Origin of the sequence: uncultured Marinobacter sp., assembly GCF_947488835.1 — a bacterium.
GTDB lineage: Bacteria > Pseudomonadota > Gammaproteobacteria > Pseudomonadales > Oleiphilaceae > Marinobacter.
Window position 1 is genome coordinate 899,871 of record NZ_CANLBK010000001.1, and the last position, 18,129, is coordinate 917,999.

Below are 18,129 nucleotides of genomic sequence, written 5' to 3' on the forward strand. Positions count from 1 at the left end.
AAACCTCAGGAAGAAGCGCCAGTTACCGACCCCATATCGACGGGTTCTTTATAGGTGTCCAGGCGCTTTAGCCACCCAGCGAGCCAGCGTTCACGCTCAACCGGGTTGTCGGCATTCCCGGCGCGGCGGGTTAACACTTGCGCAGCCGCTTTCCGGAATTGCGCCAGCACATCGCCAGTCTGCGTCGCCTCCGGCATGGCCAGTAAAACCTGAAGCAACCCCCAGCCCTCATCGTTATAACGCTCGCTCAGGGAAAGCCCCTCACCCTTGAAATTCACATAATCCATCAGGGCATAGACACCACCCGGCGTTTGGCTCAACGCCCGCAGCTTGGCTTGCACATCCCCTTGACGGGCGTCAGGCGCGGCCTTCACCACCTTGACTAGTGACTCCTTGGCACGGCGAAAAATAAACTCGGCCTGAATGCCTTGGCTGCCTGCAAGAAATTCTCTCAGTTCGGCCACTTGGGGCGAGTCAGCAACCTTGAGAAAGGTTTCCCGATTTGGCCAGGGCGCATAGAATGGCTCAAGCTCTCGTAGCCATTCAGGAATATTACGCTGGCGCTGCTCCATGTATTGGTAAAGTGCAGGAAAACTCTCGGTAAACCTCCCATTCACACCTTCCGGGTACCAGATAAAATGGCCAATACCCAGCGAGGGGAACGCCTCCGATTCGTTCCAGTGAACAAGGCAGTCGAACTTGCCCGCACATTCATTCTGAAATATTTTCTGGCCGACCCAGTCTAGCTGGGCAGGCGTGAGGGTGAGAGAAATGTCACTGAAGGGCTTCTCGGAAGCCAGACCAGTATTTTCAACCAAAGCATCGATTCCTGCCTCGGTATTTCCAGAACTGCTTTCGGAATTACAACCTGACAACATCACAATGGCCACTATACACAGCAATCCAGGCGCCCTGTTCAAATCGTTTCCCCTCACCAAAAAAGTCGCCCAGTAGTATGAAGAGATTATTTTTAATATAACAGCGCAAGCACCCCTTGGCTCGGTGTGTCAGCCGCAAATTTCCGCTGCGATCAAGCTCTATTTTCTGAGCGCACTTACAAAAAACCCCGGCATGGGCCGGGGAAATGTCATCGTCAAATTAATACACGCTCATTCTTAACCGGTAAGCTGACTCCTCAGCACGTGCTTTTGCAATTTCCCCGTCGATGTCTTCGGCAAGTCATCCATAAATACAATTTTCTTGGGTACTTTGAAGCCTGCTAGATTTGCCCGGCAATAGGTTTCAATGTCCGCTGCCGTGAGGTGATCGTTGCCGGATTTCAAGGTGATAAACGCACAGGGTATTTCACCCCAGTGGTTGTCGGGTGCTGCAACAACCGCTGCTTCCAGTACCGCAGGATGATCGTAGAGCGTACTTTCCACCTCAAGGGTCGAAATATTCTCTCCACCCGAAATGATAATATCTTTGGAGCGGTCTTTAATTTCCACATAGCCGTCGGTGTGCCATACCCCCAAATCTCCAGTATGGAACCAGCCTCCGCCAAAGGATTTGGTAGTTTCCTCCGGGTTGTTCAGATACCCCTTCATAACGGAGTTGCCTCGAACAAACAGCTCACCAATCGCCGTACCGTTCTGTTCAACTGGCTCGAGGGTCACAGGGTCTGCCACCATCATGTCCGCCATGGACAACGACAGTATCCCCTGCCGAGCCATTTTCGCCGCTTTGCCTTTGCCATCCAGGGAATGCCACTCATCCTGGAACTCACAGATCAAGCTGGGGCCATAGGTTTCTGTCAAACCATACAGGTGCACTACTTTCACCCCCATGGATTCCATAGCTGCAATCGTTGCCGCGGGAGGTGCCGCACCACCGGTCGCTGCGGTTACTTGCTGGCTGAACGGCTTTTTATATTCTTCGGGGGCGTTAATAAGCATATTCAACACAACCGGTGCAGCGCACAGATGGGTAACCCCGTACTCGGCAATGGCATCATATATTGGCTTAGGTTGTGGAGAGCGCAAGCACACATGAGTGCCTGCCACAGCGGTTACCGCCCATGGATAACACCAACCATTGCAATGAAACATCGGGAGTGTCCAGAGGTAAACCGCACCTGATGGCAACCCAAAACCGATGATATTGCTCAAAGCGTTCAAATGCGCGCCACGATGATGGTAAACCACACCTTTGGGGTTCCCGGTAGTGCCTGACGTGTAGTTCAGGGCAATTGCCTGCCACTCGTCGTCAGGCATATCCCACGCGAAATCGTCATCACCCATCGCCAGCAAATCTTCGTAGGTCATCTTGCCGATCAGTTCGCCGCCAGCGAAATTAGGGTCATCAACATCAATAACAATCGGCTTGGCGTCACAACCGACAAGAGCATCACGGGACCGATCACTGTACTCCATGTCGGTAAAGAACACTTTTGCACGCCCATGGTTGAGCATGAAGGTCATGGTTTTGGAATCAAGCCGGGTGTTCTGGGCGTTCAGAACAGCTCCAATCATTGGCACCGCAAAATGCAATTCCAGCATTTCGGGGATATTTGGCAAGAGTGCCGCTACTGTGTCCCCTTTCCGAACGCCCAGTTTTCGCAGGGCAGATGCCAACTTTAAGCAGCGTTGGTAGGTTTCGGCCCATGTCCGACGGATGCTGCCGTGGATAACCGCGGTGCGGGTTGGGTGCGCCAGGGCCGTTCTCTGTATAAAAGAAATCGGCGTGAGGGGCGTGTAGCTAGCGTCTGTTTTATCGAGCCCGAGCTCAAACATATTATCCATTACTTTAAACCCTTGGTTGTTCGTTCAAACGTGCTTTGCCGCAATCAACTAACGTTGTTCGGTTGCGGTATCGTCTGCCATTTCGTCATCGTGATGCTTTGCAACGTATGCATCCGCAAACCAGTTCTTCTCCAGGAAGAACCAGAGTACAAGGCCGACACCCAGCCCCCAGGCTGCGCCCTGCACGGCTAGAACGGAACCGACAATAACCGCGATGCCACGCTCAAGATTGGTCTGACGATCAAGCATTTCGATGGCGAGATACCCACACAGATACCCTTGGATCAGCAACGTAAGCGCCATGCCGATATTGAGACCAGGCTTGAATAACGTCACAACAGGAACCAACACAACGGCAATGGTCATGCCCCAGTACAGGCTGGTCGCACCACCCCAATAGCTGTCCATCACCGAACGTGGGTTATTCATGTAGCGGTTAATCACCAAAGCTTGACCACCGGTCCACGCTGGGCCAGATAGACTGATAAAGGGTGCAAAGATTCCATGCACCAAATTGCGAATACCCACGATGATGCTGTTCCGGCGCGGGCTGAAAACCAGTTTTTCGTCCTTGCGAACAGCATCAGCATTCTTGAACAAAGAATCCATAACCAATATGTCGCCAAAGGCAATAATATAAGCCGCCAGCGCAAGAGGAATCGCATCAATAAAGTATTGCAGTGGCGGCATGCCCAGCCCGAACACGCTGTAGTCTCGCAAGATAGTGCCCAAAGGAATGGTGGTAAAACCCCACTCAATAACAGGCGCATCCACCTCACCGATAATAAGGCCCAAAACATAAGCAATCAGAAAAGGCACAGCTATGCCGTATTGGGCGACAAAGCGAAAGAAGCCGTATCGAGCACGAAGTGGGCTTGCTGTCTCTGAGAACAACATGAAAAAGCCCAGCACAGCGCCCGTCAATATGGTAATCGGCATTGTCCATACACGGCCATCCGCGCCAAACTCGCCCATGATGGCCGAAATACCCGCACCGATTAAAATGCCTGATTTCAGTGACGCTGGCATTTTCCGCACCAGCGCATCAGCCCCCTTGAACACCCCCAGACCAAGAAATATAGCTGAGACGGTTAACTGTAAGGCAATTAACGCCAGTATTCTGGCGTCCCCCTCTGGGTAGCTCGACAAGAAGGCTACATACAGCGGAATCCCGGCTGTAATCCAACCGGCAACCGTGGGATCACCGAAATGCGTGTGTACCAGATAGAGAATGTTGTTGAGGAGGACAAAAGCAACCGCGATTTCAAACGGAATCCCCAGAACAGATGTCATCAGTGCGGTAATACTCAGCGGAACGACACACAAGATCGCACCTTGCAGAATATCCGGAATCTCAATTTTGTAATGCACAAAGGGCACACGAAGGTTTAGTGCACCCAAGGCTGACGGCTGCTCACCGCCAGTTGATCTCTTTTTTAGGGACATTGTTGTTGTTCTCCATCCAACTGAATTTCGAATTGCATAGCGAAGAGACTATCTCCGCCCAAATACTAGTCACTAACACCTGCCCGATCAAGGGTTTTTACTTGAAATTTTAAGCCAATATTCTTTAATTCGGGTGCCACTCAATAGCGCAAGCACATTTCTTGTCACTGACCAGGTGCTACACAGGTAAAAAACTGAAGGTTCAGGAGCCCGGAACAGCTTCGCTACGGATTGCAGGCGGCGAAAAGGCGCCCATCGGCATAGCCGAAGCTTCCCCCTCAAACAATTCAATTTCCACGAGGCATGACAATGCACTCGGCCCCTGGGCCAGGCGGGATGTTCCGTCATCCCGGGTAAGAACATTCGGGTTACCATGCCGGCAAGATATCGCTGAATCTCCCGGCAGTGGTGGGTCAAACCAGGCTCCCGTACTCAGCTGCAAAACTCTGGGGCGCACTTCGTCGCTCACGACGGCAGAGCACAAACAGGCGCCCCGTCCGTTGAAAAGGCGAACCAAACTGCCGTCTACAATGTTTCTGGCCTTTGCATCAACCGGGTGAATAACCACTGGCTCTCGGCCATTTATCTTCGACTTCCGGCTATAAGAACCGTGATCCAATTGAGAGTGCAGTTTGTTTTTCGGCTGATTGGAAATCAGGTGCAAGGGGTATTCGGGGGATTCCTGCCCTAACCACTCTTTGGGCTCACTCCAAAATGGAAAGCCTGGGCATTCTTCATAACCGAAGCCAGCGACAGTTTCAGAGAATATCTCTATTTTCCCACTTGGCGTTCCAAGTGGATTCGCCGCAGGGTTCTCGCGGAAGGCTTTCATTAAAACCTGGGGTTCTTTCGGCATCGAGTTTTCGAACCACCCCTTTGCCTTGAACGCTTCAAAAGTTGGTAGATCAATACCACTGTCACCCGCTTTTTGCCGGGTTTCGTCATAAATGACCTGCAACCATTGCTCTTCATCGCGGCCTTCTGTGAAAGCTTCTCGCGCGCCTAACTCTTCTGCCAGCGCGCTGAATATTTCATAGTCTGTCAGGCTTTGACCTACAGGCTCAGCAGCTTTTTGCATGTACACAAGGAAAGGATCCCGGCTGGATGAAGCGATGTCATTGCGCTCTAAAAAGGTCGCTGCCGGCAGCACTATATCTGCGTGTTTAGCCTGAGCGTTCCAGCACCATTCATGGACAATAATCGTTTCGGGCTTCTGCCATGCCCTTCTCATGCGCACAAGATCCTGATGGTGATGAAAAGGGTTGCCACCCGCCCAGTAAACCAACCGAATTTCCGGATAGGTTCCAACTACGCCGTTGTATTCAAAGCGCTTACCGGGATGGAGAAGCAGGTCCGTAACTCTAGCGACAGGAATAAAGCTCTTTATCGGGTTTTTACCTTGGGGAAGAGAGGCGCCGGGAATGCCTTGATAATTAGCACCGATAGCATTCATGGCGCTATACCCAAAACCAATACCACCACCAGGTAGTCCTAGCTGCCCCAACATGGAAGCAACTGCGATTGCGGCCCAATAGGGTTGCTCACCGTTGTCCTGTCGGGTAAGAGACCAGCTCACAGAGATCATTGTGCGCTGGCGAGCCATATCTCGCGCCAAATCCCGGATGCGAGAAGCTGCGATTCCCGTCTTGATCGCGGCCCAAGAGCAGTCTTTAACGACACCATCGGTCTCGCCCATAAAATACTGCTGAAAGCGTTCGTAGCCCACGGTATAGGTCGACAAAAACTCAGTATCTGCCAGATTTTCAGTATGGAGGGTGTGGGCAATACCCAGTAGAAGTGCCACATCGCTGCCCGGATAAAGAGCGACCCAGTCTGCGTCCATTTCATCCAGAACATCTGAACGCAAGGGGCTAACATTCACGACCTTTACTCCGTTAGAAGCTGCATCCAGCATGCCCTGCTTCTGCACATGACGACCAACCCCTCCATTGGTCACCTGACCATTCTTGGCGGGCGCCCCACCAAATGCCACGAACAGGCTTGTGTGCTCCTTGATAACGTCCCAACTGGTTGCGCCATTGACCATGGAATAGAAGTCCCCGAGCACGTGAGGCAAAGTGACTTCAGCCGCTGCATAGCTGTATGTATTCAGTGAGTAGGTGTACCCACCAACCGAGTTGAGAAATCTCTTTAGCTGGCTCTGGGCATGATGAAAACGGCCTGCACTGGACCAGCCGTAGGACCCACCATAGATGGCCTGGTTACCATAGCGATCGCGCACACGATTTAGTTCTTCCACCACCAACTTGATTGCTCTAGGCCAGGATACCTCGACAAACTCATCGGCTCCCCGAGCGCCCCCTGCATTTCCCGGCCCGTTTTCCAGCCATCCACGTCGAACCATTGGCTTTTTAATACGCATGGGCCCGTCCAGCACATCAACGATACCTTGTCCGATGGGCGATGGATCTTCATCCCGCTCGAACCCTTCTAAAGCGGTAATACTTCCGTTATCTGCATGAACTCGATAGGTTCCCCAATGACTACTGGTAAGCGTCCCTTTTTTCGCGTGCTCAAATGGCATGGGTTGAGCCCTCTTCATTTTGTTATTAGGAAAAGACAGCATAGACCAAACTCAAGTATTTGTACTCGGTTTGTGTAAATTTAATTAAGCGTAAATACTCGCATCTGTATGGGTATGCACTCAGGCACGACGGGGAGCGGCATGACGCACCCATGCCAAAGCTGGCTTACGCGCCAGGAAGGGGCGGACAATTTGACATACATACTGCCGTGCGCAATGCTCCGACTCCTTTAGCCCAGACGAAAGGGGGAACCGAAAATGGCAGCTGACGCGACTAAAGATTGGACTCTGGAACAGTTTCCGCATCGCACCTACGACAAACTGCGCTATGCAGACACGGATCGACAGGGGCATGTGAACAATGCGGTATTTTCAACGTTTATTGAAACGGGGCGAGTTGAGCTGATCTACGATTCGGAAGCACCACTCACTTCACCTGGTACCTCCTTCGTAATCGTCAATCTGAATTTGCAACTGCGCGCTGAAATTCACTGGCCAGGAACCGTAGATATTGGAACGGCCGTCACGCGTGTTGGCAACAGCTCGATACAGCTATATCAGGGCATTTTTCAAGATGGGGTATGTTGCGCGACCGCTGAAACGGTGATTGTTTGCGTTGACGACAACACCCAAAGACCGATCAGGTTACCGGACGCTGCAAGAGAAAACCTCGCTCGGCTTTGACCCGTTAGGCGGTTGGATTTACAAGCTTGTAATACCCTGTACCAATCCTAGCGCGATGGCTACCTGTACCAGTTCCGCAAACGAATCTACTTTCATCTTTGCGGTCATATTGGCCCGGTGGCCTTCAACTGTTTTCCTGTTAATACCGAGTTCGTCTGCCGCCTCCTGGTTAGACAACCCCTTAACGATCAACTCTAGTACTTGACGCTCTCGCCGGGTCAAGCGTTCATAACAGTCCCGTATACGAGACTGTGAGCGACGATGAACAGACCGGCTCCTATCTCTTTCCAATGCGTTATGCACATGATCGATCAGGGTTTGGTCATCAAATGGCTTTTCGATAAATGTAATGGCACCCTGAGTCAGGGCCGTCACCGCCATATCGACATTACCGTGGGCCGAAATCATGATCACCGGCAGCTCAATATTGTATTCCGGCAGCTTTTTCTGAGCGTTAATGCCGCTCAATCCTGGCATTCGCACATCCATCACGATACAGCCACTCGCGCCGGTATCGAAAGCTTCAAAGAACGCCATCGCATTCTCGTAGGTTTGAACATTGAGACCTACAGACTCAAGCAACCACTTCAATGAATCTCTCACGTCCGTGTCGTCATCAATAACGAAAACTGTTTGTGCGTCGTTTTTAGAGGTCATGAATTATCAGTCAGTAATATTGAGAGTAAATGAAAAACGTGCGCCGCCCGTAGGGAGGTTTTCTGCCCAAAGCTCGCCACCAAGATTCTCTACCAATGAACGGCTTATGGCCAGCCCCATTCCTAGCCCAGTTTCCTTGGTTGAGAAAAAGCGATCAAAAAGACGAGACATATCCACCTCGGAAATCCCCCGCCCCTGATCCTCAACTTCTACTCTTAATTGCCCACTCTCATGAGGTACAACTCTGACTCGCACAATGGCAGCGTCGTCACGATCAGCAGAACCACTCGCCTCCACAGCATTCACGATCAGGTTCAACACTACCTGTTCCAACTGCACCCGATCACCTTTAACGTCTGGCAAATTCAAGTCGGGCTCGAAAACTACGGACACGTTGTGTCTTTCCGCCGTACTCTCGCAGAAGTTGATCATCTCCCCGATCAAATCCGGTAAATTGAGGCGAGTAACGACTGGCTCCTGCTTTCTCGTGAAATCCATCATCCGATGGATGATCTCACCTGCTCTCAACGCCGTCCGGATGCTTCGGGTAATCGGCAGTTCCACATCGCTCCACGCGAGAGTGGGCTTGTCCGCAAAACGCCGTTCAATGCCCCGGAGATAATTCACCATAGCGGAGAGTGGCTGGTTCAACTCATGGGCCAGGCTCGATGCCAGTTCGCCCATAGTGACCAACCGGCTGGCATGATCAATTTCGGCCTGATACTGCTTGAGTTGGTCTTCAGCTGCTTTTTTTTCGGTGAGATCGTGTGCGACCAGTGAGAAATACTCAATATCCCCATGCAAGGAGCGGTGAGCCAAGAGCTCGAGCAGGACCGGTATGCGAGATGCGTTCAGGTTTTGCATCGTTAGCTCTCCACGCCAACTCCCTGTTTCCTTTGCTGCCGGAAAGCCTTCTTCCATCAAGGTGGCCAGGCCCTTCTCGGTCACAAGCCTCGAGAGCGGGAAAGAGCTGTATTCCATGCACTCCATTTCAAGAGCTTTCCGGGCGGCTTCGTTAAGGTGCGAAACGGTAAAATCCAGATTGGCAAATATAACCAGGTCCTGAGTGCTCTCCAGCACCCGCGCCAAACGCCGGCTTGCTTTATCTGCCATGATTCGATGGGTTGCATCCCGAGACACCACAAGGATTTCCCGGATATCATTGGTCTCCGGGTCTCGAATGGTCCGGCTGGTACTTTCCAACCAGATGTAGTGTCCATCTTTACAGCGAAAGCGATAAGTATGGGTGTACAACCCCCGGTCATAACTCACCGTGGGTGCCCGTAACCGGAAGTCTTCAACATCGTCTGGATGGTAGAGATCGTAAGCCGAGATACCAACAATTTCTTCGACCGTATAGCCCAGCAAATGCGTAACCGCCGGAGACGCATAGATAAACAGCCAATCCTCCGGTGTGTGCCGGGAAATCATATCGGTAGACTGCTCAGCCATTTCCGCCAGCAAGCGGTTGCGCTCAGCGTCGTCGGTCAGGGCGGTAAGCCCTTCTTCCGGGGTGCGATTTTTCATGGGTAACGGGTTCTCGGAACGCGGGTTGCCTGGTCGGACCCTATTCTGACGGTCTCCGGGGCCCTTAGCCACAAGGCATCAGGACCCCGTGACTTGCTAGCGCAGGAACTCTTTGCTGAAAGCCTTGAATTGAGCCGCATCAGAACGTCGTATCCACTCGAACCCGACCATTTCTTTTGTGACAATTCTGGCACCGGCCTGCTCCATACGACGCAGTGCTACTTCGGTGTCGTATGAGTTACGTGCAGAAATGGCATCAGCCACCACAAATACGTCCAACCCCTTCTCCAGCAACCTGACGGCTGATTGCATCACGCAGGCTTGAGACTCCATGCCGCACAGGACAACCTGTTTTCGATCATGCGCCTGGAATGCTTTTTCGAACCCGGGGTCGTCAATGCATGAAAAGTAAGCCTTGCCGTATATATTGGCCGGGCCCACCAATTCACGCAAACCTTCTTCAGTGGGCCCCAGCCCATCCGGGTATTGCTCCGATCCCACCACTGGGACATCCATCAGCTTTGCCAGACGAACCAACCAACTGCAGTTATTCACCAGTTTATCGGCTTCATGCACTCCACCCAATAGTCGGGCCTGAACATCAATAACCGCAACGATGGACTTCTCTATATCCATTAACATAATAGTCTCCAGACTCACGCAGGGCGGCGATCAACCATGTTGGTGGCGACACCTTCCGCAACAACCTTATCACCCACCTTGCAGATGGTTTCCAACTTTACTCGGCGACGCTCTTCGTTTATCTCGATAACTTTTGCAGACGCAACCACCGTATCGCCAATATGAACCGGTGCTTTAAATTTAATCTGCTGATCTATATATATCGCCCCAGGGCCAGGCATACGCGTACCCAATACAGCTGAAATCAGTGCTGCACTGAACATGCCATGAACAATCCGCTCTTTAAACGGCGTGGTCTTCGCGTACTCAGCATTAATATGTACCGGATTGTCGTCACCACTGATGCCCGCGAACAAAACCACATCTGCTTCAGTAATAGTCTTGGCGTAGAACGCCTCCATTCCAATTTCCAGATCTTCCAGATAGTACCCGTGTAATTCTTGCATTGTGCTTCCTCATGTTGATCCATTCACCGACTACACTACTGGTTTATATCCATCAAACCAAGTACTTTTACTTGGTTTTTTCAAAATGCTCTGGTAGCCTTCTCTCATCAATCCAAACAACCCCGCTTTGCACCAAGGGAGTCGCAGTCATGCAGAGGCAACCCGTAAGCATTTTTGAAAGGGCCTTCAAGAAGCTGGTTTCAGGTGGACTGGAATCCGTAGGCCGACGTGGCTCAGACATCCTGAGCGTTGCGGAAGACCTCCCGGAATCTGACATCGCAATCGTTAAGGAGTGGATAGACGACTGCCTCTCTGAGAATGGCGGTCAGGTAGAAGCTCGCAAGCGGGCCGCTTTGTTGGGCCGCGCCTACCTGAAGCTGACTACGACCGGAAGGACACGCTTCCTGGGATTGCTTGCAGAGCATTACGGCGTTAACGAGGCATCCGTCGAGAGCGCTATCGATCAATGGCACAACGCCAAACACAACGAGAAAACAGAAGCCGCCCAGTCCTTACGCAAGGCTTTGATACCCAGCCGAACGGCACTATTGAAGCAGTTCAACGGGGTTCCTTCCGGGGTGAAATTCCTGGTGGATATGCGAGAGGAACTGCTTCGCCTGCGCAAAGATTATCCACAGCTGAAGCCATTGGAAACGGATCTTCGCGACCTGCTCGCCACGTGGTTCGACATCGGTTTGTTGCAGCTGGAAGAGATCAGCTGGAACTCCAGTGGTGCCATGCTCGAAAAGTTGATCGCCTATGAAGCCGTGCACGCCATCAAGAGTTGGAGCGACCTCAAGAACCGACTGGACTTCGACCGTCGCTGCTTCGCCTTTATTCACCCGAACATGCCAGACGAACCACTGATTTTTGTGGAAGTGGCTTTGGTGAATGGCCTTGCCGACAATGTTCAAAGGCTTCTGGACGAGCACGCGCCGACAGAGGACATCGATAAAGCCGACACCGCCATTTTCTACTCGATCTCTAACGCCCAACAAGGCTTGGCGGGTATCAGCTTCGGTAACTTCCTGATCAAACAAGTGGTCAGCAAGCTGCAAGTGGAGTTCCCTCAGCTTAAACAGTTCGCCACCCTGTCACCCATCCCCGGCTTCCGCCGCTGGCTGGACAGCACGCCAGCCGACCAGCTAATGCTGTTACCTGGGGGTGAACAGTGGCTCAACACACCGCCGCCACGTGATCCCGTGCTCGCTAGTCAGGGGGATGCCACTGGCACCCAGCAAGAAGCCATCATGAAACTGGCTGCGACCTATCTAAGCTCGACCAAGCCTGGCACCTCCCGTGCGAACGATCCTGTCGCAAACTTCCATTTGAGCAATGGTGCGCAACTCGCGCGGCTCAACTGGATGGCAGACACATCGGATAAAGGCCTAAAGCAATCAGCCGGGTTGATGGTGAACTATCTATACGAGCTTCCAAAAATCGTACATCGCAGTAACCAGTACACCTCACAGGGAACCATTTCCCTGTCATCCAATATCAAGAAACTTTTGAAATAAACCACCCTGAAAAGTAAGGAGAACACCATGACTAATCGTATCGCAGTTATTACCGGAGCAGCCGGTGGCCTGGGTACCGCCATGTGTAAGGCACTGGCCGCTCAGGGCCGTAAAGTGGTGGGCACTCACCTGCCCGGTGAAGAGTTCACAGCCCAAGCAAAAGACTGGCAGGCCAACCTTCGTGAAGAGGGTGTTGACGTGGCTATCTACCCGCTCGACGTAACCGACTTTGAAGCCTGTAAAGCATTCACAGCCGCTGTAGAACAGGATTTGGGCCCCATCGACATTCTGGTCAACAACGCCGGTATCACCAACGACGCACCGTTGAAGAGAATGCAGCCAGAACAGTGGAATCAGGTTATCAATGTGAACCTGACTTCCATGTTCAACATGTGCCAGCAAGTGTTCGAAAACATGTGCGAGCGCGGTTTTGGCCGCATCGTTAACATTTCGTCGCTCAATGGAGAGAAAGGCCAGTTTGGCCAAAGCAACTATGCCGCAACCAAAGCAGGCATTTATGGATTCACCAAATCCATTGCTCAGGAAGGCGCCCGCAAAGGCGTAACTGCAAACTCGGTTTCCCCCGGCTACATCGACACTCCCATGGTGCGCCAAGTACCCGAAAAAGTGCTGAATAACATTGTTGCGGGCATCCCTGTTGGCCACCTTGGCAAGCCTGAAGACATTGCCCGAGCCGTTGTCTATCTCACAGCGGACGAAGCAAGCTTCGTGACCGGCACCAATATGTCGGTCAACGGCGGCCAGTACATGAGCTAAGGGAGTAAACCATGACAGCGTTCAGAGCACCCACCCGTGAGATGATGTTCACCCTGCAGCACGTCGCCGGGTTTTCAGAAATGGCCAAAGCGTGCGGCTATGAAGACGCTTCCGAGGATGTCGTCGCCGCCATTCTTGACGAAGCCGCTCGCTTTGCAAGTTCCGTCATCGCACCAACCAACGTCATCGGAGACCAAACCGGTGTGCGTCTGGATTCTGACCTCAATGTGGTCACGCCTGCCGGCTTCCGAGACGCATACCAGCAGTATGCGGAAAGTGGCTGGGCCAGCCTGCAGTTTGACCCGGAGTTTGGCGGCCAAGGCCTGCCTTTCTCACTGGCCATTCCTGTTCAGGAAATGTGGCATGCCGCAAACATGGCCTGGGGGCTCTGTCCGCTGTTGTCTCAGGGAGCGGTTGAAGCGCTTTCCGAGAAGGGCAGCGATCAGCTTAAACAGCTGTTACTGCCAAAAATGATTTCCGGACAATGGACCGGAACCATGAACCTTACCGAACCGCAGTCTGGTTCGGACCTATCGGGCATTCGCACTCAAGCCCGTCCGGATGGCGATGTATACCGAATAAAGGGTCAAAAGATTTTCATCACCTGGGGTGAGCACGACATGGCGGAGAATATCATCCACCTGGTGCTCGCCCGCTTGCCCGACGCGCCTGCCGGGGTAAAGGGCATCTCACTGTTTGCCGTACCCAAATATCTCCCGGATGCTTCCGGTGAGCCCGGGGAGCGAAACGACTGCCAGGCGGTCTCGCTGGAACATAAGCTCGGCATCCACGCCAGCCCAACCTGCGTCATGAGTTATGGCGACAATGAGGGTGCCATTGGCTATCTGGTGGGCGAGGAAAATCGTGGTTTGGCCTGCATGTTCACAATGATGAATAACGCCCGCCTGACCGTTGGTTTGCAAGGCGTGTCCATTTCCGAGCGAGCGTATCAACAGGCACGGGATTACACCCTGGAACGCACTCAGGGCACGGCTCCGGGCGAACAAGGCGTGTCACCTATCATCAAGCACCCGGACGTACGCCGTATGCTGATGATCATGAGAACCTTGACCGAAGCAGCGCGCGGACTCGCCTACACCGGCTGCGTGGCCGTCGATTACGCCAATGCGGAGAACCTGCCAGACGACATCAGGGCTCGTTATAAGCGCCGAGTAGACCTGCTGACACCACTGGTTAAGGGCTGGTGCACTGAAATTGCCCAGGAAGTAACCTCTCTGGGCATCCAGTGCTATGGCGGCATGGGATTTATCGAAGAGACGGGCGCTGCACAGCACTATCGTGACGCCCGCATTCTGCCGATTTATGAAGGTACTAATGGCATTCAGGCACTGGACCTGATTGGTCGGAAAACCGTTCGCGATCAGGGTCAGGCAATGGCTGAACTGATTGAAGACATGCGCCCGTTCACTGGCTCACTGCAACGCAATTGTGTGTTAACCGCTGAGCGCCAAGCGAAATTTGACCAGGCAGTCGCCTTCCTTGAGGATGCGACACGCGTGGTTCTCGAGCGGGGTAATGACGACCAATTCACCGGTGCCGTTGCATTCGACTACCTTATGTTGAGCTCCACAGTAACGGCAGGCTGGTTGATGCTGAAAGCAGCTATCGCTGCGGCAAATGATCTGGGTGACCAGAGCACATTTGCAGCCAGCAAGCTGGCGACAACCAGCTTTTTTATTGACCACATCTTACCGCGTTGTTCATCACATCTGAGCGCGATACGATCTGGTGACGATGCCATAATGGCGCTTCCAGAGATTGAATTTTAATACCGGCCAGAAGGTAAAGCCTCATGTACATAAACGGTGAATGGTTAACCGGGCGCTCTGAGCTCTCGGTCACCAATCCGGCAACGGGCGAGATCATCGGGCAAGTGCCCAATTGCACAGACCAAGACATTGAGGCCGCCATCGCGGCCGCAGATTGCGCATTTAAAGAATGGAAGAAAACCACGGCTCATTACCGTTCCTCACTGCTTTACCGGGCTTGGGAGCTGATGATTCGGCAGAAGCGTGAGCTGGCTGAATTGATGACCCGCGAACAGGGAAAACCCCTTAAAGCATCACTCAACGAAGTACAGTACGGTGCAGATTTCCTGCTGTGGTTCGCTGAAGAAGCCAAGCGTGTATACGGGCAAAGTATCCCTTCCGCCCGTGAAAATCAGCGTTTTATTGTCCAGAAATCACCCGTGGGTGTGGTCGGCGCAATAACGCCCTGGAACTACCCGATTTCCATGATTACACGCAAGCTGGCACCTGCATTAGCTGCCGGCTGCACGGTGATACTGAAACCCGCCGAAAGCACGCCCTTGTGTGCTAAGGCCATGGTTGAGATTTTTGCAGAAGCAGGCTTTCCCGCCGGAGTTGTCAACATGCTCACTGTGCGGGATCCAGCGCGGGTAGGCGACGCTTTCTGTACTGATCCAAGAGTCCGCAAACTGACGTTCACAGGCTCCACTCCCGTTGGCAAAAAGCTGAACGCGCTGGCGGCAGCCAACATGAAGCGAGTGTCTATGGAACTTGGCGGACATGCACCCGCCATTGTGTTCCCCGATGCCGATCCAGTGCACGCAGCGAAAGGTCTGTCTCTGGTGAAGTTTCTTAATACCGGCCAGGCCTGCATTAGCCCTAACCGGATATTTGTGCACGAGGACCACCTGAAGCCGTTTATTGCGGAACTAACCAGTCGGGCCAATCGCCTTGTAGCCGGTAATGGCATGTCCGAAGGCGTTGGTATCGGACCGTTGATCAATGAGCAGGCCATTCAAAAGGTCGATGCGCAGGTTCAAGATGCAATTGCTCAAGGCGCTACGTTGGAAACCGGTGGGCAACGTTTAGCAGAAAACGGCCTGTCAAACGGCTATTTCTACGCTCCAACCGTGCTATCCGGCGTAACGCCGGCAATGAAAATCTACCGGGAAGAAACCTTTGGCCCGGTCGCTCCTGTGATCACCTATCGCTCCGACGACGATGTGATTGCGATGGCCAACGACACCGAGTTTGGGCTAGCGGCATACATCTACAGCAACAACATGACGACAGCGATGCGCGCATTTGAAGCTCTGGATTTCGGCATTATTGGCATCAACGACATTAACCCAACAAGCGCAGCGGCCCCATTTGGCGGCATGAAAAATAGCGGGCTTGGTCGGGAGGGTGCTCAGGAGGGTATTGGAGAATATCTGGAAACCAAACTGGGTGGCTTCGCGATCTAGTTAAACGATCCAAATATGTGCCCCTGCGTGTAGGCACGTTTTTCTTGAAATCAAGCAGGACGGAAATTACGCTTCCGTCCTGCTTGCACACTGTGCTTAACGAGCGCGGACCTACTTCTCCACAAACGCCCTTTCAATGACGTAGTGACCCAAATCGCCACCCCGAGCTTCCTTGAAGCCCATTTCATCAAGAATGGAGCAGGTGTCTTTAAGCATGCTTGGGCTACCGCAGATCATGAATCGATCATCTTCAATGTTCAGATCAGGCAAACCAAAATCACTGGTGATTTTGCCACTCTGCATAGCGCGGGTTAGCCTGCCTTCATTACGGAACGGCTCCCGGGTAACCGTCGGGTAGTACTCAAGCTTGCCTTTCACCATCTCGCCGAAGAACTCGTTTTCTGGCAACTCTTCAATTTCTCTCTGGTAGGCAAGCTCTGAAATATATCTCACGCCATGGGTCAAGATGACTTTATCAAACGCCTCATAAATCTCAGGATCTTTTATAATGCTCATGAATGGCGCCAGCCCGGTACCCGTGCTGATCAACCAGAGATTTTTACCCGGCAGAAGGTTATCCAGAACCAGGGTGCCAGTGGGCTTACGACTGACGAGAATCTCATCACCCACCTGAATTTTCTGCAGGCGGGATGTCAACGGGCCGTCCTGAACCTTAATTGAGAAAAATTCCAACTCTTCTTCATAGTTTGCACTGGCAATGCTGTAGGCGCGCATTAAAGGCTTACCTTCAGACTCCAGGCCAATCATCACAAAGTGACCATTCTTGAACCGAAACCCGGGGTCGCGGCTGGTCTTGAAGCTAAACAAAGTATCGTTCCAGTGATGAACGCTGGTTACCGTTTCTTTTATCAGGTTACTCATTGAAGCCCCTCACCCGTTCGATTCATTATCGGCGGAGAATGTTTAAAATATGAATTGCCTAAAGTCTAACCTGCCTTTAACCTATCGATGAAATGGGATATTCCCATAACCCTATTCGGTTTCATCGATTTAGAGCGTTTTGGTATGAAATACAGTTTCAGGCAACTTGAAGTCTTCCTGGCTGCCGCACACTTTCAGAACATTACCCGGGCCGCGGAATCGCTGGCGATGTCTCAATCTGCTGCCAGCAGTGCGCTTAAAGAACTGGAAAACCAGTTCGACATCCAGCTGTTCGACCGTGTTGGCAAACGCCTGCAACTGAATGAACTTGGGCGTCTCTACCGACCCAAGGTGGAAGCTGTCCTCGCCCAGGCCACAGAGCTGGAACAAGCGTTCAGCAAAAACTCCGAAATAGGCGCCCTTAAAGTCGGAGCCACCTTAACTATAGGTAACTATCTAGCCGTAGGCGTTATGGCCCAATACATGAATACCCCTACTCGCCCCCGGGTTGCACTGGAAGTTGCCAACACCAGCACCATCGTACGGAGAGTCAAGGATTTCGAGCTGGATATAGGGCTTATAGAAGGCGAACTGCAATCTTCCGAGCTTGAAGTTTTGCCATGGCGCGGAGACCAATTGGTTGTGTTCTGCTCACCAACCCACCCACTCGCCAAGAAAGAAACTCTGACAGACGAGGATCTACGAGGCGCCACCTGGATTATGAGAGAGCAAGGCTCTGGCACCCGGCAGAGCTTTGAGCGTGGTATGCATGGACTGTTACCGGACATGAACGTACTGCTCGAGCTGGAACATACTGAAGCGATTAAACGCGCTGTGGAGGCCGACCTGGGTATAGGGTGCCTGTCGGAAGTGGTACTGGAAGATGCGATCAGGCGGGGCAGCCTGGTAGCTCTGAAAACGCCTCAACACCGAAGTTTTGAACGACAGTTCTACTTTATTCTACACAAGCAGAAGTACCGCAGTGCCGGTATTGATGCCTGGATCAAGCTGTGTCGGGCCCTACCCTGAA

General features: G+C 52.5%; 15 protein-coding genes. 6 read left to right on the plus strand and 9 right to left on the minus strand.

Features of this window, described 5'->3' with window-relative positions; genetic code table 11:
- Positions 1–5: 5 nt before the first annotated feature.
- From Q0824_RS04160 to Q0824_RS04175, 4 genes are all read right to left on the minus strand, one after another.
- Complete coding sequence (locus Q0824_RS04160) at positions 6–818, minus strand: hypothetical protein (protein WP_298447783.1); 813 nt, start codon at positions 816–818, stop codon at positions 6–8.
- Positions 819–1,115: 297 nt separating this feature from the next.
- Positions 1,116–2,741 carry an AMP-binding protein gene (locus Q0824_RS04165; RefSeq protein ID WP_298447785.1) on the minus strand — a complete coding sequence of 542 codons (1,626 nt, stop codon included), beginning with the start codon at positions 2,739–2,741 and terminating at the stop codon, positions 1,116–1,118.
- Positions 2,742–2,789: 48 nt separating this feature from the next.
- Positions 2,790–4,187: a hypothetical protein gene (locus Q0824_RS04170; protein WP_298447787.1), complete on the minus strand. Its 1,398-nt coding sequence runs from the start codon at positions 4,185–4,187 to the stop codon at positions 2,790–2,792.
- 202 nt (positions 4,188–4,389) lie between these two features.
- Complete coding sequence (locus tag Q0824_RS04175; protein WP_298447789.1) at positions 4,390–6,732, minus strand: molybdopterin-dependent oxidoreductase; 2,343 nt, start codon at positions 6,730–6,732, stop codon at positions 4,390–4,392.
- A gap of 258 nt (positions 6,733–6,990) precedes the next feature.
- Here Q0824_RS04175 and Q0824_RS04180 point away from each other — a divergent pair, with 258 nt between their 5' ends.
- Positions 6,991–7,416, plus strand: a complete 426-nt coding sequence (locus tag Q0824_RS04180) for a thioesterase family protein (protein ID WP_298447791.1) — start codon at positions 6,991–6,993, stop codon at positions 7,414–7,416.
- An 18-nt stretch (positions 7,417–7,434) separates the two neighbouring features.
- Here Q0824_RS04180 and Q0824_RS04185 read toward each other — a convergent pair whose 3' ends face one another.
- The 4 genes from Q0824_RS04185 to Q0824_RS04200 all read right to left on the minus strand — a co-directional run bounded on the left by Q0824_RS04185 (position 7,435) and on the right by Q0824_RS04200 (position 10,688).
- Positions 7,435–8,073: a response regulator gene (locus Q0824_RS04185; RefSeq protein ID WP_247115033.1), complete on the minus strand. Its 639-nt coding sequence runs from the start codon at positions 8,071–8,073 to the stop codon at positions 7,435–7,437.
- 6 nt (positions 8,074–8,079) lie between these two features.
- Complete coding sequence (locus tag Q0824_RS04190; protein WP_298447795.1) at positions 8,080–9,600, minus strand: ATP-binding protein; 1,521 nt, start codon at positions 9,598–9,600, stop codon at positions 8,080–8,082.
- A 96-nt stretch (positions 9,601–9,696) separates the two neighbouring features.
- Positions 9,697–10,242, minus strand: a complete 546-nt coding sequence (locus Q0824_RS04195) for a hydrolase (RefSeq protein WP_298447798.1) — start codon at positions 10,240–10,242, stop codon at positions 9,697–9,699.
- A 14-nt stretch (positions 10,243–10,256) separates the two neighbouring features.
- Complete coding sequence (locus Q0824_RS04200) at positions 10,257–10,688, minus strand: MaoC family dehydratase (protein WP_247115028.1); 432 nt, start codon at positions 10,686–10,688, stop codon at positions 10,257–10,259.
- Between the two features lie 149 nt (positions 10,689–10,837).
- Between Q0824_RS04200 and Q0824_RS04205 the strand changes: the two genes are divergently transcribed.
- The 4 genes from Q0824_RS04205 to Q0824_RS04220 are packed head-to-tail and all read left to right on the plus strand — an operon-like array spanning position 10,838 to position 16,217.
- The gene (locus Q0824_RS04205) at positions 10,838–12,205 is read left to right on the plus strand and encodes a malonyl-CoA decarboxylase (RefSeq protein ID WP_247115027.1); all 1,368 of its coding nucleotides are present in this window, start codon (positions 10,838–10,840) and stop codon (positions 12,203–12,205) included.
- Positions 12,206–12,232: 27 nt separating this feature from the next.
- Positions 12,233–12,982 (plus strand): acetoacetyl-CoA reductase, encoded by a 750-nt coding sequence (phbB, locus tag Q0824_RS04210; RefSeq protein WP_298447802.1) that lies wholly within the window; start codon positions 12,233–12,235, stop codon positions 12,980–12,982.
- Between the two features lie 11 nt (positions 12,983–12,993).
- Positions 12,994–14,772 (plus strand): acyl-CoA dehydrogenase, encoded by a 1,779-nt coding sequence (locus Q0824_RS04215; protein ID WP_298447804.1) that lies wholly within the window; start codon positions 12,994–12,996, stop codon positions 14,770–14,772.
- Between the two features lie 23 nt (positions 14,773–14,795).
- The gene (locus Q0824_RS04220; protein ID WP_298447806.1) at positions 14,796–16,217 is read left to right on the plus strand and encodes an NAD-dependent succinate-semialdehyde dehydrogenase; all 1,422 of its coding nucleotides are present in this window, start codon (positions 14,796–14,798) and stop codon (positions 16,215–16,217) included.
- Between the two features lie 111 nt (positions 16,218–16,328).
- On the opposite strand, the gene Q0824_RS04225 is transcribed toward Q0824_RS04220, so the two are convergent.
- A complete protein-coding gene (locus Q0824_RS04225; protein WP_298447808.1) occupies positions 16,329–17,099 on the minus strand; it encodes a ferredoxin--NADP reductase in 771 nt (256 codons plus the stop codon).
- A gap of 144 nt (positions 17,100–17,243) precedes the next feature.
- Here Q0824_RS04225 and Q0824_RS04230 point away from each other — a divergent pair, with 144 nt between their 5' ends.
- Positions 17,244–18,128, plus strand: a complete 885-nt coding sequence (locus Q0824_RS04230; RefSeq protein ID WP_298447809.1) for a LysR family transcriptional regulator — start codon at positions 17,244–17,246, stop codon at positions 18,126–18,128.
- Position 18,129 lies beyond the last annotated feature (1 nt).

Excerpts from the sequence above, each read along its gene's own strand:
- Q0824_RS04165 (WP_298447785.1), bottom strand. The coding sequence starts at position 2,741 with ATGGATAATATGTTTGAGCTCGGGCTCGATAAAACAGACGCTAGCTAC.
- Q0824_RS04170 (WP_298447787.1), bottom strand. The coding sequence starts at position 4,187 with ATGTCCCTAAAAAAGAGATCAACTGGCGGTGAGCAGCCGTCAGCCTTG.
- Q0824_RS04175 (WP_298447789.1), bottom strand. The coding sequence starts at position 6,732 with ATGCCATTTGAGCACGCGAAAAAAGGGACGCTTACCAGTAGTCATTGG.
- Q0824_RS04180 (WP_298447791.1), top strand. The coding sequence starts at position 6,991 with ATGGCAGCTGACGCGACTAAAGATTGGACTCTGGAACAGTTTCCGCAT.
- Q0824_RS04185 (WP_247115033.1), bottom strand. The coding sequence starts at position 8,073 with ATGACCTCTAAAAACGACGCACAAACAGTTTTCGTTATTGATGACGAC.
- Q0824_RS04190 (WP_298447795.1), bottom strand. The coding sequence starts at position 9,600 with ATGAAAAATCGCACCCCGGAAGAAGGGCTTACCGCCCTGACCGACGAC.
- Q0824_RS04195 (WP_298447798.1), bottom strand. The coding sequence starts at position 10,242 with ATGTTAATGGATATAGAGAAGTCCATCGTTGCGGTTATTGATGTTCAG.
- Q0824_RS04200 (WP_247115028.1), bottom strand. The coding sequence starts at position 10,688 with ATGCAAGAATTACACGGGTACTATCTGGAAGATCTGGAAATTGGAATG.
- Q0824_RS04205 (WP_247115027.1), top strand. The coding sequence starts at position 10,838 with ATGCAGAGGCAACCCGTAAGCATTTTTGAAAGGGCCTTCAAGAAGCTG.
- phbB (WP_298447802.1), top strand. The coding sequence starts at position 12,233 with ATGACTAATCGTATCGCAGTTATTACCGGAGCAGCCGGTGGCCTGGGT.
- Q0824_RS04215 (WP_298447804.1), top strand. The coding sequence starts at position 12,994 with ATGACAGCGTTCAGAGCACCCACCCGTGAGATGATGTTCACCCTGCAG.
- Q0824_RS04220 (WP_298447806.1), top strand. The coding sequence starts at position 14,796 with ATGTACATAAACGGTGAATGGTTAACCGGGCGCTCTGAGCTCTCGGTC.
- Q0824_RS04225 (WP_298447808.1), bottom strand. The coding sequence starts at position 17,099 with ATGAGTAACCTGATAAAAGAAACGGTAACCAGCGTTCATCACTGGAAC.
- Q0824_RS04230 (WP_298447809.1), top strand. The coding sequence starts at position 17,244 with ATGAAATACAGTTTCAGGCAACTTGAAGTCTTCCTGGCTGCCGCACAC.